General features: G+C 67.0%; 12 protein-coding genes. 3 read left to right on the top strand and 9 right to left on the bottom strand.

Annotated features, from left to right (window positions below):
* Positions 1 to 121: 121 nt before the first annotated feature.
* Positions 122 to 823, top strand: coding sequence for a transcriptional repressor LexA (lexA, locus tag GGR11_RS02130; protein WP_183195197.1), 702 nt, complete (start codon positions 122 to 124; stop codon positions 821 to 823).
* Here lexA and GGR11_RS02125 read toward each other — a convergent pair.
* The gene (locus GGR11_RS02125; RefSeq protein ID WP_246331487.1) at positions 804 to 2990 is read right to left on the bottom strand and encodes a ComEC/Rec2 family competence protein; all 2187 of its coding nucleotides are present in this window, start codon (positions 2988 to 2990) and stop codon (positions 804 to 806) included. The two genes, lexA and GGR11_RS02125, sit on opposite strands and share 20 nt — an antisense overlap.
* On the opposite strand from GGR11_RS02125, the gene gltX reads away from it, so the two are divergent.
* Together gltX and gltA are read left to right on the top strand one after the other, a co-directional pair.
* Positions 2989 to 4404 carry a glutamate--tRNA ligase gene (gltX, locus tag GGR11_RS02120; protein WP_183195196.1) on the top strand — a complete coding sequence of 472 codons (1416 nt, stop codon included), beginning with the start codon at positions 2989 to 2991 and terminating at the stop codon, positions 4402 to 4404. The genes GGR11_RS02125 and gltX overlap by 2 nt on opposite strands.
* Positions 4405 to 4470: 66 nt before the next feature.
* Positions 4471 to 5772: a citrate synthase gene (gltA, locus tag GGR11_RS02115; RefSeq protein ID WP_183195195.1), complete on the top strand. Its 1302-nt coding sequence runs from the start codon at positions 4471 to 4473 to the stop codon at positions 5770 to 5772.
* A gap of 79 nt (positions 5773 to 5851) precedes the next feature.
* Here gltA and lpxB read toward each other — a convergent pair whose 3' ends face one another.
* Genes lpxB through GGR11_RS02075 form a run of 8 tightly spaced genes read right to left on the bottom strand, consistent with a single transcriptional unit; the run spans position 5852 to position 14445 of the window.
* Positions 5852 to 7021 (bottom strand): lipid-A-disaccharide synthase, encoded by a 1170-nt coding sequence (gene lpxB / locus GGR11_RS02110; protein WP_183195194.1) that lies wholly within the window; start codon positions 7019 to 7021, stop codon positions 5852 to 5854.
* A complete protein-coding gene (gene lpxI, locus GGR11_RS02105; RefSeq protein ID WP_183195193.1) occupies positions 7018 to 7857 on the bottom strand; it encodes a UDP-2,3-diacylglucosamine diphosphatase in 840 nt (279 codons plus the stop codon). Before lpxI ends, lpxB begins: the two co-directional genes overlap by 4 nt.
* Positions 7854 to 8642, bottom strand: coding sequence for an acyl-ACP--UDP-N-acetylglucosamine O-acyltransferase (lpxA, locus tag GGR11_RS02100; RefSeq protein WP_183195192.1), 789 nt, complete (start codon positions 8640 to 8642; stop codon positions 7854 to 7856). The genes lpxI and lpxA overlap by 4 nt, the downstream gene beginning before the upstream one ends.
* Positions 8642 to 9118 (bottom strand): 3-hydroxyacyl-ACP dehydratase FabZ, encoded by a 477-nt coding sequence (fabZ, locus tag GGR11_RS02095; RefSeq protein WP_183195191.1) that lies wholly within the window; start codon positions 9116 to 9118, stop codon positions 8642 to 8644. The genes lpxA and fabZ overlap by 1 nt, the downstream gene beginning before the upstream one ends.
* Before the next feature lie 2 nt (positions 9119 to 9120).
* Positions 9121 to 10134 (bottom strand): UDP-3-O-(3-hydroxymyristoyl)glucosamine N-acyltransferase, encoded by a 1014-nt coding sequence (gene lpxD / locus GGR11_RS02090; protein WP_183195190.1) that lies wholly within the window; start codon positions 10132 to 10134, stop codon positions 9121 to 9123.
* 7 nt (positions 10135 to 10141) lie between these two features.
* Positions 10142 to 10747: an OmpH/Skp family outer membrane protein gene (locus GGR11_RS02085; protein ID WP_183195189.1), complete on the bottom strand. Its 606-nt coding sequence runs from the start codon at positions 10745 to 10747 to the stop codon at positions 10142 to 10144.
* A 36-nt stretch (positions 10748 to 10783) separates the two neighbouring features.
* A complete protein-coding gene (gene bamA, locus GGR11_RS02080) occupies positions 10784 to 13189 on the bottom strand; it encodes an outer membrane protein assembly factor BamA (RefSeq protein WP_425485668.1) in 2406 nt (801 codons plus the stop codon).
* Between the two features lie 38 nt (positions 13190 to 13227).
* Positions 13228 to 14445 (bottom strand): M50 family metallopeptidase, encoded by a 1218-nt coding sequence (locus GGR11_RS02075; protein WP_183195187.1) that lies wholly within the window; start codon positions 14443 to 14445, stop codon positions 13228 to 13230.
* Positions 14446 to 14447: the final 2 nt, after the last annotated feature.

Genomic DNA, 14447 nt, shown 5'->3' with positions numbered 1-14447 from the left:
CAACCCGACGCGCGTGGTGAAGCGACGCCGTTAAGTTGACATTAGGAAGGAACACTTACAGAACATCGTCAATGTTCACGGCCCGTTCCGATTCGAGGGAAGGGCCTATGAGGGCCCGGCGATGCTCACGCGCAAGCAGCACGAACTGCTGATGTTCATCCACGAACGGATTCAGGAGACCGGCGTCTCCCCCTCGTTCGACGAGATGAAGGAGGCGCTGGATCTGGCGTCCAAGTCGGGCATTCACCGGCTGATCACGGCGCTGGAGGAGCGCGGCTTCATCCGCCGCCTCGCCCACCGCGCCCGCGCTCTTGAAGTGACCAAACTGCCTGAACAGGCCACCGCCGGCGCCCCGCGCGGCCGGGCTGGGTTCAAACCCGACGTCATCGAGGGCGGCGGGGGCGCTTCCCGCCCCGCAGCGGCATCCGCCGCCAACGACACGCGCGAACTGCCCCTGCTGGGCAAGATCGCCGCCGGCACCCCTATCGCCGCCATCCAGCACGAGCAGGAGCGCATGTCGGTGCCCGAATCCATGCTGGGCAAAGGCGACCATTACATCCTCGAGATCGAGGGCGACTCGATGATCGAGGCCGGCATCCTGAACGGCGACCTGGTGGTCATCCGTCGCGGCGACACGGCGAACAACGGCGAGATCGTGGTGGCTCTGGTCGAAGGCGAAGAGGCGACATTGAAGCGTCTGCGCCGCAAGGGCGGCTCCATCGCCCTGGAACCCGCCAACCGCCACTATGAGACCCGCATCTTCGGCCCCGACCAGGTCGAGGTTCAGGGCAAGCTGGTCGGCCTCATGCGCCGTTATCACTGAGATCCGGATCCGGCTGACGCGCCCAGGGTCGATCCCCGCGCGCGTCGGCCGTCCAGACCGCTCGCCAGCGGTTCGCGCCGGCCGATCCGTCACGCCACAACTCCACCGCCCCGCCGCGCGTGAAATCGACGCCGTCGAGCACGAGACGGCCGTCGCATGAGGCTGGCAGCGCGACGACCGCCGTCCTCACGCTGACGACGGATGCAGCCCGGCACAGGGCCGCCATCTTCTCCGCATCCGGGGCCTCGCGCCCCCACCACAGGGCGACCGGCCCGGCTTCGAGTGATTCCGGCCGACAGGAAGATCGGTCGCACGTCCAGCCTGTCTCCGGCCGATCCGCCGTCGTCAGGCCCCGCCGCCGCGACCACAGATCGACGGCGAAAGCGCGCACGCCGGGTCGGATCACAACCGCCTGGGCCTGGTGATGAAAGGCGGCGTTCGTCCCGCCGTCCCCGATCCAGAGATCCGGCGTCGGCGCCCTGGGCCAGACCAGAACCGCCGCGGCCAGCGGCAGGCCCAGCCACCTCAGCCGCCCCTGCCACAGACAGACGAACAACACCCCCAGAAAGGCGATCGGCAGAACATAGTCCGGCGCGCTGGCCACCGTCCGCACCGCGCCCGGCAGGCCTGCGGTCCAGCCCCCGATCGCCAGCATCAGATCGACGCCCCATCCCGCCACCGCCAGGAAGGGCCCGCCCAGACCCAGAGGCTCCAGCGCCGCCCCCAGGGCCAGAGCCGGCATTAGAATGAAGTCCGCCACCGGCGCCGTGCCCAGATTGGCCAGAAGCCCGTACATGGCCGTGCGGTTGAAATGCTGCATGGCGAACGGCCCCGTCGCCAGTCCCGCCACGACGCTGGCCGCCACCGCCGCCGTCATCCAGCCGCCGAACCTCTGCGCCGCCACGATCGGCCAGGGCGCCGAAATCTCTCGCACCCGCTGCGGCCAGGCCTCGACCAGGGCCACCAGGGCCGCCGTAGCCGCAAAGGACATCTGAAAGCCGGGCGTGACGATGGCCTCGGGCTGGATGGCCAACACCACAAAGGCCGCCACGGCCAGGCCGTGCATCGTCACCGCCTGCCGATCCAGAAGAATGGCCAGAAAGGCGATGGAGGCGGTGATCGCCGCCCGCTCGGCCGGGGGCGGCGCGCCGGACACGACCAGATAGGCGCCGACCGCCGTCAATCCGGCCAGGGCCGCGACCTTCTTGCCCGGAACCCGCAACGCCAGCCACGGCCAGGCCGCAACGCCCAGCCGCGCCCCAAAGAAGACAAAGCCGCCGACGATGGCCATGTGCAGGCCCGAGACCGAAAGGATGTGCGCCAACCCCGAATCCCGCATCACATCCATGTCCGCCTGGCTGATCCAGGCCTCATGGCTGGTGGTCATGGCGGCGGCGATCCCGCCCGTCCGTTCGCCCAACCGCGCCACGATCCTTTCGGCCAGAGCATAGCGGGCGCTGTTCACAGCCATTTCCAGGCGCAGCCGCCACGGCGCCGACGGCAGATCGAGCCGTCGCGTCTCCCCCAGAACGAAGGCGATCCCGCCCATGCCCTGGAAAAAGGCGTTGCGGCCGAAGTCATAGGCGCCGGGGCTGGCCGGCGCGGGCGGCGGATTGAGAATGGCGAACAGACGGACCGCCTCGCCGGGCCGGGGCGGATCGCCCCGCACCGTGGCCCTGAGCCGCACCGGCGTCTGATCCGGCGCCAGCCCCCGAATCCAGACCGGCGCGACCACGATCCTCGCCCCTCTTTCGCCGGGGCTGTCCACATCCACCACCCAGGCCTCGATCACTGTCGCTTCACCCAGGGCTGGAGCGATGGGCGCCGTCACCATCTCCGTGCGAATCTTGGCCGCCGCCAGCCCGCCGGCCAGACAGGCCAGGATCATCAGGGGCCAGGTCAGGCGCCGCGCCCATCCCCGTCGTCGCGCCGCTATCCAGCCCGCGCCGGCGATCGCCGCCATCAACAGCAGCGGCCACAAGGCCGGCTCCGACCGAAGCGCGAAATAGATCGCCCCACCCCCGCCGAAGGCCACCGGCGCCCACAGCCGCCATCTCAGCGTCTGCGCCGCCGCCTCGTCGGCCAGCCAGACCCGCAATCGCGCGCCGGGGGTAGGCTTTGTCGTCTCGGGGCGTATAAGGGCCTCGCTTACGGACCCTTCCCCCATGACCTCACCTTCCTCGACTGTCGTCACGCGCTTCGCCCCCTCGCCGACAGGCTATCTGCATATCGGCGGGGCGAGAACCGCCTTGTTCAACTGGCTGTATGCCAAACGACACGCAGGGCGTTTCCTGATCCGCATCGAGGACACGGACCGCGAGCGGTCCACCGACGATGCGGTCAAGGCCATCTTCGACGGTCTGAGCTGGTTGGAGCTGTTCGCCGACGAGGAACCGGTCTTCCAGTACAGCCGCGCCGACCGCCACCGCGAGGTGGTGGACCAGTTGCTTGAGACCGGCCACGCCTATCGCGATTTCACCACGGCCGAGGAAACCGGCCGACTGCGGGACGCCGCCAAGGCCGAACGACGCGCATTCGAGTCGCCGTGGCGCGACCGCGCGCCGACTGTCGACGACCTGGCCCTGCCTCACGTCGTGCGTTTTCGGCGCCCCCAGTCCACGACCGTCACCGTGGCGGACGAGGTTCAGGGTACGGTCAGTTGGTCGACGAACGACCTCGACGACCTGGTCCTTCTGCGCACCGACGGCGCCCCCACCTATAATCTGGCGGTGGTCGTCGACGACCACGACATGGGCGTGACCCACGTCATTCGTGGCGATGACCACCTGAACAACGCCGCACGCCAGAGCCTGATCTACGACGCCCTGGGCTGGATCCGGCCGACCTTCGCCCACATCCCGCTGATTCACGGCCCCGACGGCGCCAAACTGTCGAAGCGCCACGGCGCCCAGGCGGTCCATGAATACGCCGAAATGGGCTATCTTCCCGAGGCCATGCGCAACTATCTGACCCGGCTGGGCTGGGCCCATGGCGACGACGAACTGTTCAGCGACGCACAGGCGGTGGAATGGTTCGACCTGGCCGGCATCGGCAAGGCCCCGGCCCGGCTCGATTTCGACAAGCTGGCCCACGTCAATTCCCACTGGCTGCGTCTCGCGGCGGACGAACGCCTCGCCAAGCTGACCCTGGATGTCCACCTGCAACGCGGTCGCGTGATCGCCGAAGACGACGAGGCCAAGCTCCAGCGCGCCATGCCCTTCGTCAAGGACCGCGCCAAGACCATGCTGGACCTGGCCGACCAGACCGAATTCGTGCTGAAGAGCCGCCCCCTTGCGCTGGATGACAAGGCGCGCGCCCTGCTCTCGGGCGAAACCCTGGACCGCCTCGGCCGTCTGCGGGACCGGCTGACGTTGTTCCAGTCCTGGGATGTCTTCGCCCTGGAAGCCGAGCTCAAGAGCTTCGCCGAATCCGAAGAGGTCGGCTTCGGCAAGATCGGTCCGGCGGTGCGAACAGCACTTACCGCAGGGTCAACTTCACCCGATATCGCACGAACTTTGTCCGCTCTTGGGCGCGACGAAAGTCTCGGGCGCTTGGATGATGCGCTGCAACAGACTAAGTGATCACCCACAACCAAAAAAGCGGCCGACGCCTCCCCGCGCCTGGACGTGTGATGCAAAGGGGCATTCATGACTGAACAAGCCAAAACCGCCGGCTCGGCGACCCTGTCCTTCGAGGGCAAGACCATCGAGCTTCCGGTCCTTTCGGGCTCCACCGGCCCGGATGTCATCGATATCCGCAAGATGTACGCGGGTACGGGCGCCTTCACCTTCGACCCGGGCTTCACCTCCACCGCCGCGTGCGAGTCAGCCCTGACCTATATCGACGGCGACGCCGGCGTGCTTCTGCACCGCGGCTACCCGATCGACCAGTTGGCGTCGAAGTCGAATTTCGTGGAGGTCTGCCACCTGCTGCTGCACGGCGAACTGCCGACTGCGGCGCAGTACGAAAAGTTCGAAAACAGCATCACCATGCACACGATGCTGCACGCCCAGTTCGATCGCTTCTTCGAGGGCTTCCGGCGCGACGCCCATCCCATGGCGATCATGGTCGGCACCGTGGGGGCCCTGTCGGCCTTCTATCATGACAGCCTGGACATCCATGATCCGGTCCAGCGCGACATCTCGGCCATCCGCCTGATCGCCAAGATGCCGACCATCGCGGCCCGCGCCTACAAGTACCACGTCGGCCAGCCGTTCATCTCGCCGCGCAACGACCTGTCCTACGCCGAGAACTTCCTGCGCATGTGCTTCGCCGTGCCGGCCGAGGACTATCACGTCGATCCGGCCCTGGTTCGCGCCATGGACCGCATCTTCACCCTGCACGCCGACCACGAGCAGAACGCCTCGACCTCGACCGTCCGCCTGGCCGGTTCGTCGGGCGCCAATCCGTTCGCCTGTATCGCCGCCGGCATCGCCTGCCTGTGGGGCCCGTCGCACGGCGGCGCCAATGAAGAGGCGCTCAACATGCTCAAGGAAATCGGCACGCCCGACAAGATTCCCGAGTTCATCCAGGGCGTGAAGGACCGCAAGTACAAACTGATGGGCTTCGGTCACCGCGTGTACAAGAACTACGACCCGCGCGCCAAGGTCATGCAGCAGTCGGCCTATGAGGTCCTGGCCGCGACGGGCCGCGAGAACGACCCGCTGTTCCTGGTCGCCAAGGAGCTGGAGAAGGTCGCCCTGTCGGACGAATACTTCACCTCGCGCAAGCTGTTCCCGAACGTCGACTTCTATTCAGGCATCACCCTGTCGGCCATGGGCTTCCCAACCACTATGTTCACGGTCCTGTTCGCCCTGGCCCGCACCGTGGGCTGGATCGCCCAGTGGCAGGAAATGATGGCGGATCCGTCGCAGAAGATCGGCCGTCCGCGCCAGCTCTACACGGGCCCGACCCAACGCGATTATGTGGCGATCGACCAGCGCGGCTGATCGACAGCCACAGGTCTGAAATGCAAGACGCCGGGGAGACATCCCCGGCGTTGTTGTTTGTGGGGCGGCCGACCCGAGATCAGCCGCCCCGCTTGGCTTCAATGACTTGCAAGACCGCGTCAGCGGCCAGGGCCGACGGATCCGGGCCGCCGCGGCCCATCCGATCCAGCGCCGCGGTCTGACGCCGTGCCTGATCGGCCGCCGCCTCATGGTCGGCCAGAAGCCGTTGGACCGCAGGCGCCAGGATATCCGGCGACGCTTCGTTCTGGATGAACTCGGGCGCGATGCGCTCGTCGGCGGCGATATTGAACAGGGTGATGTGTTTCGCCGTCACCACCCGCTTCATCAGCTCATAGCTGAGCGCGCCGATCCGATAGGCGATGACCATCGGCGTTCCGGCCAGCGCCAGTTCGGTCGAGACCGTTCCGCTTGTGGCAAGGGCGACCGTCGCGGCCCGCATGGCGTCATATTTCTCGGCCTCATCGACCAGATGGACCCGAAAGGGCCAGGCGGCGACGCGGCTGGTGACATCCTTGGCCACGGTGCCCGCAGCCACCACGGCCACAGCCAGACCAGGATCGGCGGCCTTCAACCTGCGGATCGTGGTCTCATAGACGGGCGTCATGCGCGCGATCTCGGCGGGCCGACTGCCCGGCAGGATCAGCAGCAGTTTTGCATCGGCGGCGATTCCCCGCCGTGCGCGGAAGGCGGCGCCGTCCGCGCTGTCCATATCCACATGCAGGGCCGAAGAGCCGACGACAGTCGTGGGCAGGCCTGCACGCTCGAACCAGGGCGCATCGAAGCCGTACAGCGCCAGCAGGTGATCCACGGCCCCCGCCAGGGTCTTGGCCCGACTGGGGCGCGACGCCCAGACCTGAGGGCCGACATATTTGATCAGGGGCACGTCCGGCCGGGCGGCGCGGATCGCCTCGGCCACCCGGATGGTGAAGCCCCAGCTGTCGATCAGCACCACCGCGTCCGGCTGTTCGCGCGCGGCCAGGGCCGCCGTCTCCCGAACCCGGCGCCGGACCATGCCATAGGCGCGCAGGCCCTCGATCCAGCCCAGGATCGACAGTTCGGCGATATCAAACGGACTGACGACGCCCTCCGCCGCCATACGGGGGCCGCCGACGCCGACGAAGCTCACCGCCTCGCCCAGACGGTTCCTGAGGGCCTGGGCCAGGCCGGCGCCGAGCGCATCGCCCGAGGCCTCGGCCGCGACCAGCATGATCTTCAACGGACGGCTCATCGGTCTTCACCCCAGACGAACAGACCCAGCCGGTCCGCTGCCGCCACTATAGCCGACCGGTCGATCAGGATCAGCCGCCCGGTCACGCCGGCGATGCCCGCCAGACCCGCCGCCGCCGCCAGCTCGACCGTGCGCGGCCCGATCACCGGCATGTCCACACGCAGGTCCTGGATGGGCTTGGGCGCCTTGCCCAGCGCCCCCTTGGGGGCCGCCGGGGAACCGCGGAGATCGGCCGGCAGGCCCGCCACCCGGTGCAACATGGCGTCTGTGCCCTCCTGGGCCTCGACCGCCAGCACCAGCCCGTCGCAGACGACCGCGCCCTGGCCGATATCCAGTTCGCCAGACTTCTCGGCGACGTACAGCGCCTTCTTCAGATCGGCGATCTGGTCAGGCGTCGGCGAAACCGCGCCCGAAGCCCCCGACGCCAGGGTTTCGCCGCCCAGGATGTCATCAGCGCCTTCGACCGCGAACCCTTCGGCCTCGAAGATCGAGAGGATCTTGCGCAACAGGGCGTCGTCGCCTTGCGTCGCCGCAGCGACGATCCCCGGCAGCAGGGTCGCGCCCTTGAAGTCCGGCTTCAAGCTCTTGAAATCGGGTCGGTTGACGATACCCGCCAGACAGACCGTCGTGCAGGCCTCGGCCTTCAGCGCCTTCAGTATGGCGCCGATCTGGGCCATGCCGAACTCGGCGCCCGGCCAGCGGGTCAGATGGGGGTCGGCGAACCCGGCCAGACGGATGATGAAGACCGGCCGCCCCTCGGCGTCGCACCGCGCCGCCACCGCCGCCGGCAGGTCGCCGCCGCCGGCGATCAGGCCCAGCTTTCCGGAAGGGCTCATTCCGCGTTCGGCAGACACAGCGGACGCCGCCCGCCGTCGCGGATGAAGGCGATGATCTCCATGATCTCGGGCAGGTCGGAATAGGCCTGGGCCACGCCTTCGATCCGGCCGGCGAACTCGCCCTGCCCCTCGAACAGGTCGCGATAGGCCGCCAGAAGCCGCCGCACCTGGTCCTTGCCATAGCCCTTGCGCTTCAGCCCGATCAGGTTCAGCCCGCGCAGCCGCGCATGATTGCCCCAGGCCGAGCCGTAAGGGATGACGTCGCGGGTCACGGCGGCCAGACCGCCGATGATCGCCCCCTGCCCCACACGGCCGTTCTGGTGCACGGCGCACAGGCCGCCCAGGAAGACCTTGTCGCCGATATGAGCATGGCCGCCCAGGGTGGCGTTGTTGGCCATGACCAGATTGCTGCCGACCACGCAGTCGTGACCGATGTGTGCGCCGGTCATGAACAGATTGTTGGACCCGACGACGGTCACGCCCGTCCCCTGCGGCGTGCCCCGATTGAAGGTGCAATGCTCGCGGATCAGGTTGTTCTCGCCGATCTCCAGCCGCACCGGCTCGCCCTTGTAGCCGTTGTGCTGCGGGTCGCCGCCGATGACGGCGAACGGATGGATCACCGTCCCCGCGCCCACGGTCGTATCCTGCTGAACCACCACATGGCTGACCAGGCGCACGTTCTCAGCCAGAACCACGTTCGGCCCGACGGTGCACCAGGGCCCGACCTGGACCCCGTCGGCGAGGGTCGCCGTGGCGTCGATCAGGGCGGTCGGGTGAATGGTCATCAGGCGGCGGGCTCTGTCGCTGGAGTGGGCACGGTCACGACCATGGCCATGAATTCGGCCTCGGCCGCCAGTTTGCCGTCGATGAAGGTCTCGCCCCGGAACTTGTAGGCGTCGCCGCGCGCCTTGATCACCTTGACCTCCATCCGCAGCTGGTCGCCCGGCCGCGCCGGTTTCCTGAAGCGCACGCCGTCGATGGACATGAACATGATGACCTTGTCGGCCACAGCGACGTCCAGGGTCTTGGACATCAGCAGGGCGCCCGTCTGGGCCATGGCCTCGACGATCAGCACGCCCGGCATGACCGGATCGATGGGGAAATGGCCCTGAAAGAAGGGTTCGTTGTGGGTGACGTTCTTGATCCCCACGATCGAGGTGCGGGGCACGAAGGCCTCGGCCTTGTCCACCAGCAGGAAGGGGTAACGGTGCGGCAGCCGCCGCATCACCTCGGCGTAATCGATCTTGCCGTCTTCGCTCATCCCTATGATTCCTTCGGGGCCTTCTTTGAAGAGGCCTGTTTGGCGAGCCAGATGGTTTCGCGCAAGAACTGTCGGATCGGACGGGCCGGATAACCGGACCAGGTCTCGCCCGCCGGAATGTTCGCTAGCACCCCGGCGCCGGCCGCGACCCGCGCGCCTTCGCCGATGGTGATGTGGTCGCCGATCCCCGCCTTGCCGCCGAAGATGACATTGTCGCCGCTGGTCACCGAGCCCGAAATGCCCGTATTGGCGGCCATCAGGTTGTTGCGGCCGATGACGCAGTTGTGCCCCACCATGACCAGATTATCGATCTTGGTGTTCTCGCCGATGACCGTATCGTCATAGGCGCCGCGATCGATGCAGGAGTTGGCGCCGACCGTCACCCCGTCCTGGAGGATGACACGGCCCAGCTGGGGGATATCCATGGCGCCGGCGGCCGTGCCGGTGGCGCCGAAGCCCGCCTCGCCGATCCGCGCCCCGGCGTACAGTTTCACCCGGTCGCCGATCAGGGCGAAGCCGACGGTGACGTTCGACCCGATCACGCAGTCGCGGCCGATCTGAACGCCCGGACCGATCACGGTGTTGGCGCAGATGCGCGTGCCCCGGCCGATGCGGACGCCTTCGCCCAGCACGACGCCCGGCTCGATGACGACGCTGTCGTCCTCGGCCGCCTCGGAGGCCTGGATAGCCCGGTCCAGCGTCACCGGATGGTGCAGCAAGGCCGAGGCCATGGCCCAGGACGCCTGGGGCGTGCGAGAGACGATGACGGCGGCTTCCGCAGGCGCCGACGCCACGGCTTCGGCCGGCACGATCACGCAACCCGCTCCGGTCCCCGCCAGCGCAGCGACGAATTTGCGGTCGCCCAGAAATGCGATCGCGCCCCCGTCCGCAGAGGACAGGGGCGCGACCGAGGCGATGGTCCGGTCCCCGCCTCTCTCGACCTCGCCCCCGATCTGGGCCGCCAGGTCGGCGACGGTCAGAGGAGACAGGGTTTGAAAGAAGCGGATGTCGGGCATGTCGAACTTAGTTGGCGGCGGCCGGCTGTTGCGACTGCTGGGCCGGGACGGCCATACGGTTGAACGACAGGGTCGGCAGGGCCGTGTTCAGGCGCTGGATCGCCGTGTCGGTCAGATCCATGGCCGGGTTCATCATGAAGACGCTCTCGCGGTCCAGCAGCAGGCCGCAGCCCTTCTCCTGGTACAGGGCGGTCAGGATCGGCGACACGGCCTCGGTGATGGCCTGGCGTTGCATGGCCAGGGTGTAGCGCAGTTCGTTTTCACGCGTGCCTTCCAGCTGTTGCGCTTCCTGGGCGCGCTGCTGCAGGGCCTGACGGCGCGACTGCAATTGGTCAGCCGGCAGGCTGGCGCCCGAGCTCTGAAGCTGTTGGGCTTCGGTCTGAAGCGCGGTGGCGTAGGGCTGGAGTTCGCCCTGAACTTCCTGGGCGAGCTGCTGCATGCGCGCCTCGACGGCCTGGCCGGCGGCCGACTGGGCCAGCAGACGGGCGTTGTAATAGACGCAGACGCCCGGGATGACCGGACCGGGGTTGGCGGGCGCAGCGGCCTGTTGGGCCGAGGCGGCGGTGGCGACCAGGGTGGCGGCGGCCGTGGCGGCGATGATCAGAGCTTTCATGGGACTTCCTCGTGCGTGCGCTTTTGCGTCGCGGGCTTAGAACTGGGTGGAGGTCGAGAAGCGGAAGGATTCCGTCTTGTCGTAGTCTTCCTTGGACAGGACCTTGGAGATGTCGAACCGGATGGGCCCCATGGGCGACTTCCAGTGGATGCTGACGCCGGCCGAGGCCCGCAACGACAACTCATCGGCGATGGTGGAGTCCACCGTGCCGGTGTTCGTCAGCTTGTAGCGGTCGTCCAGCACCCCCAGGGTGCCGACGTCGGCGAACAGCGAAGTCTTGATGCCGTACTGTTCGGGCAGATAGTTCGGCAGGGTCAGTTCGACCGTGCCGATGGCGTAGAAGTTGCCGCCCAGGGCGTCGGTCGTATCCAGATCGCGCGGCCCCATGCCGGCGGTCTCGAAGCCGCGGAAACTGTTGCCGCCCTTGAAGAAGCGGTCGTTGATACGGATCGGATCGCCGTTCCAGCCGCTGACATAGCCGGTCGAGCCCTGGACGCTGACGACCCAGCGCGGCGAGAATCCATAGTACCAGGCTGCGTCGGCTTCGGTCTTCACATAGTTCACGTCGCCGCCGAGACCGGCGAAGTCCTGACGCAGCGAGCCCGACCAGCCGCGCGTCGGGCGGACCGGGTCGTTGGTGTAGTTCATCTGCAGCGTATAGCCGATCGACGAGTTGATATAGCTGCCGACCTGGTCGCACAGGGCCGAAGAGCCGCTGCCGGTCGTTGTGCAATAGCCGGTCGGAACAATGATCTCGTCCGACTTCAGGAAGTAGCGGGTGCTGAGCAGCATATTGCCATTCAGCGGATAGGACAGGCGCAGGCCGCCGCCGGTCGAACGATAGTCGTAGGACGAATATTCGCTCAGGTCATATCGCGAGTGGAACAGATCCCAGCCCGCCCGAAGGTCGCGGCCCAGGAACTTGGGCTCGGTGAAGCGGAAATCGACCTGCTGACGCAGCGAGCCCCATTCAAGACGCGCGACGACGTTCTGGCCGCGCCCGCGGAAGTTCCGCTCGGAAATGCCCAGGTTGACCGTGAAGGAGTCGACCGAGCTGAAGCCTGCGCCGACGGACAGTTCCCCGGTCGGCTGTTCCTGGACGTTGACGTTGATGACCGAACGGTCGGGCGCGCTGCCGCGCGTTTCCTCGATCGTCACATCCTTGAAGAAGCCGAGCGCGCGCAGATTGTTGCGCGAGCGCTCCATCAGGGCGCGGTTGAAGGCGTCGCCTTCGGTCAGCATCAGTTCGCGGCGGATGACCGGGTCGATGGTTCGGGTGTTTCCGACCACATTTATGCGGTCGATATAGACGCGCTGCCCCTCGGACACATTGAAGGTCACGTCCACCGTGTCGGTGTCGGGGTTGGCGCGATAGGTCGGATTGATCTCGACGAAGGCGTAACCGGCCGAACCGGCGGCGAAGGTCAGGGCGTCGACCGCCTGTTCGATCTTGTCGCTCTCGTAGAGCTGGCCTTCGCGGATCGGCACAAGCGCCTTGAGGAATTCGGCGTTGAGGCGGTCATTCTGGGTGATGACGTCGACCTTGCCGAAGTTGTACTTGTCGCCCTCGTTCAGGGTCAGGCTCAGTTGGAACGCCTGATCGTCAGGCTGCAGCTCGGCCACCGACGAGACGATGCGGAAGTCGTAGTAGCCGCGGTTCGTATAGAATTTCCGCAGCTGCTCCTGGTCGTAATCCAGGCGGTTCGGATCATAGTTGTCGTTGCTGGAGAAGAACTTCCACCACTGCGACCGCTCGGTAACCATGACGCCGCGCACGTCGTTGTCGGAAAAGGCGTGGTTGCCCAGGATGTTGATGGCGCTGATGCCGGTCTGGGGGCCTTCGTTGATTTCGAAGATCACATCGACGCGGTTCTGTTCAAGCTGAACCAGTTTCGGCGTCACGGTCGCCGAGATGCGGCCCTGCAGGCGATACAGTTCGACAATGGCGCCGACGTCTTCCTGCACCTTGGCGCGGGTGTAGATGCCGCGCGGCTGAAGCGTGACCTCCTTGGTCAGCTTGTCCTGCGACAGGGCGCTGTTCCCCTCGAACACCACCTGGTTGATGATCGGGTTCTCGACGATCTGAACGATCAAGTCGCCGTTCTGCACGCCCAGTTGCACGTCGGCGAACAGGCCGGTGCGCGACAAGGTGCGAACCGCAACGTCCAGAACCGAGGCGTCGACCGTGTCGCCGGGGCGGATCGGCAGATAGGACAGGACCGTGGTCTGGTCGATCCGCTGCGCGCCCTGAACCAGGATGCGATTGACCGTCAGCGACTGGGGCGCGGCGATCTCGACGCGCGGCGGCTGTTCGCCGGCGGGCGCGGGCGCCGCAGGAGCCCCTGCGGTCTGGGCCAGGGCCGGGGCGGCGAAGCCTGCGGCGACAGCCAGCGCGAGGAGGCTGGATCGGGCGCCCAGTCGGACGGCGGCGCGTGATGTCATGTCGTTCATTCTGGAAACCATCGGGGGCTGGCGTCGGCTCACGAGACGAGCCCGCCGAGGAATTGGAAGATGTTGAGCTTCTGTAGGTCGTTCCACGTCGCGAACAACATAAATCCCGCCAGAAGCGCAAGACCTGCGCGATAGCCCATCTCCTGATACCGCGCCGCAACGGGCCGCCGCACTATGGCTTCATAGCCGTAGAAAAGCAGATGTCCGCCGTCCAGCACAGGGATGGGCAAGAGATTTAGAAAGCCGATTCCGATCGAAAGTATGGCGGCGAAGGTTGTCAGGGTGAGCAGAAGGTTGATTGCGATGGCCTCGGGCGCCGGATTGGCCTCCACCGCCGCCGTCGTCAGCGAACCGGTCGCCTTGGCGATGCCCAACGGACCGCTGAACTGGTCGCCCGACTCCCGACCCGTCGCCAGACGCCCCAGGTAGGTCAGGGTCGAACCGACGACGTCGCGGGTCTGGCGCACGCCTTCGACCACGGCGTCCACAGGCCCATAGCGAACATGACGCAGGTCGCCCGGCGCAGGCGCGAGCCCCAGGCCGATCCGGCCGACCTTGACCCGCCCGGCGATAGGATCGTTCTCTTCGCGACGCTCGGGAACGGCGGTCAGCTCCACCACCTGCTGCGCACGTTCGACGGTGAAACGGACGGGATCGCCGGTCGACAGCATGACGGTGCGCGTCACCTCTCCGCCGTCCTTGATCGCCTTGCCGTTCACCCCGGTGATCAGGTCGCCGACCTGGAAGCCGGCGGCGGCTGCGGGCGAACCGGCCTGGACCTGAGCCACGCGGGCGGGCCGTAGTTGCGCGCCCACGCTCATGAAGACGATCGCGAAAATGGTGATGGCCAGCAGGAAGTTCGCAACCGGTCCGGCGACCACGATCAGGGCGCGCTGCCACACCGGCTTGAAATGGAAATAGTCGCGCTCGGCCCCAGGACCGCCCTCGGCGATCACCCGCTGGCGCAACTCGGCCAGGCCCGCCTGATCCGGCACGCTGGAAGCGTCCAGATCGCCCGAGAATTTCACATACCCGCCCAGCGGCATCCAGCCGAACCGCCATTCGATGCCGTGCCGGTCGGTGCGGCTGAAGATCGCCTTGCCGAAACCGATGGCGAAACGGTCCACCTTCACGCCGAAGGCGCGGGCGACCAGGAAGTGACCCAGCTCATGAATGGTGACGATGAAGGTCAGCACCAGCAGGAACGGCACGATGTAGATCAGGATCTGACCCAGAGCGCCCAGCATTG

The sequence above is a fragment of the Brevundimonas mediterranea genome (assembly GCF_014196125.1).
Lineage (GTDB): Bacteria > Pseudomonadota > Alphaproteobacteria > Caulobacterales > Caulobacteraceae > Brevundimonas > Brevundimonas mediterranea.
The sequence above is the reverse complement of the archived record's forward strand: the minus strand, read 5'-3'. Positions and strand labels throughout refer to the sequence as shown.

Excerpts from the sequence above, each read along its gene's own strand:
- GGR11_RS02125 (WP_246331487.1), bottom strand. The coding sequence starts at position 2,990 with ATGGGGGAAGGGTCCGTAAGCGAGGCCCTTATACGCCCCGAGACGACA.
- bamA (WP_425485668.1), bottom strand. The coding sequence starts at position 13,189 with ATGACATCACGCGCCGCCGTCCGACTGGGCGCCCGATCCAGCCTCCTC.
- GGR11_RS02075 (WP_183195187.1), bottom strand. The coding sequence starts at position 14,445 with ATGCTGGGCGCTCTGGGTCAGATCCTGATCTACATCGTGCCGTTCCTG.
- lexA (WP_183195197.1), top strand. The coding sequence starts at position 122 with ATGCTCACGCGCAAGCAGCACGAACTGCTGATGTTCATCCACGAACGG.
- GGR11_RS02085 (WP_183195189.1), bottom strand. The coding sequence starts at position 10,747 with ATGAAAGCTCTGATCATCGCCGCCACGGCCGCCGCCACCCTGGTCGCC.
- gltA (WP_183195195.1), top strand. The coding sequence starts at position 4,471 with ATGACTGAACAAGCCAAAACCGCCGGCTCGGCGACCCTGTCCTTCGAG.
- fabZ (WP_183195191.1), bottom strand. The coding sequence starts at position 9,118 with ATGAGCGAAGACGGCAAGATCGATTACGCCGAGGTGATGCGGCGGCTG.
- lpxB (WP_183195194.1), bottom strand. The coding sequence starts at position 7,021 with ATGAGCCGTCCGTTGAAGATCATGCTGGTCGCGGCCGAGGCCTCGGGC.
- lpxA (WP_183195192.1), bottom strand. The coding sequence starts at position 8,642 with ATGACCATTCACCCGACCGCCCTGATCGACGCCACGGCGACCCTCGCC.
- lpxD (WP_183195190.1), bottom strand. The coding sequence starts at position 10,134 with ATGCCCGACATCCGCTTCTTTCAAACCCTGTCTCCTCTGACCGTCGCC.
- lpxI (WP_183195193.1), bottom strand. The coding sequence starts at position 7,857 with ATGAGCCCTTCCGGAAAGCTGGGCCTGATCGCCGGCGGCGGCGACCTG.
- gltX (WP_183195196.1), top strand. The coding sequence starts at position 2,989 with ATGACCTCACCTTCCTCGACTGTCGTCACGCGCTTCGCCCCCTCGCCG.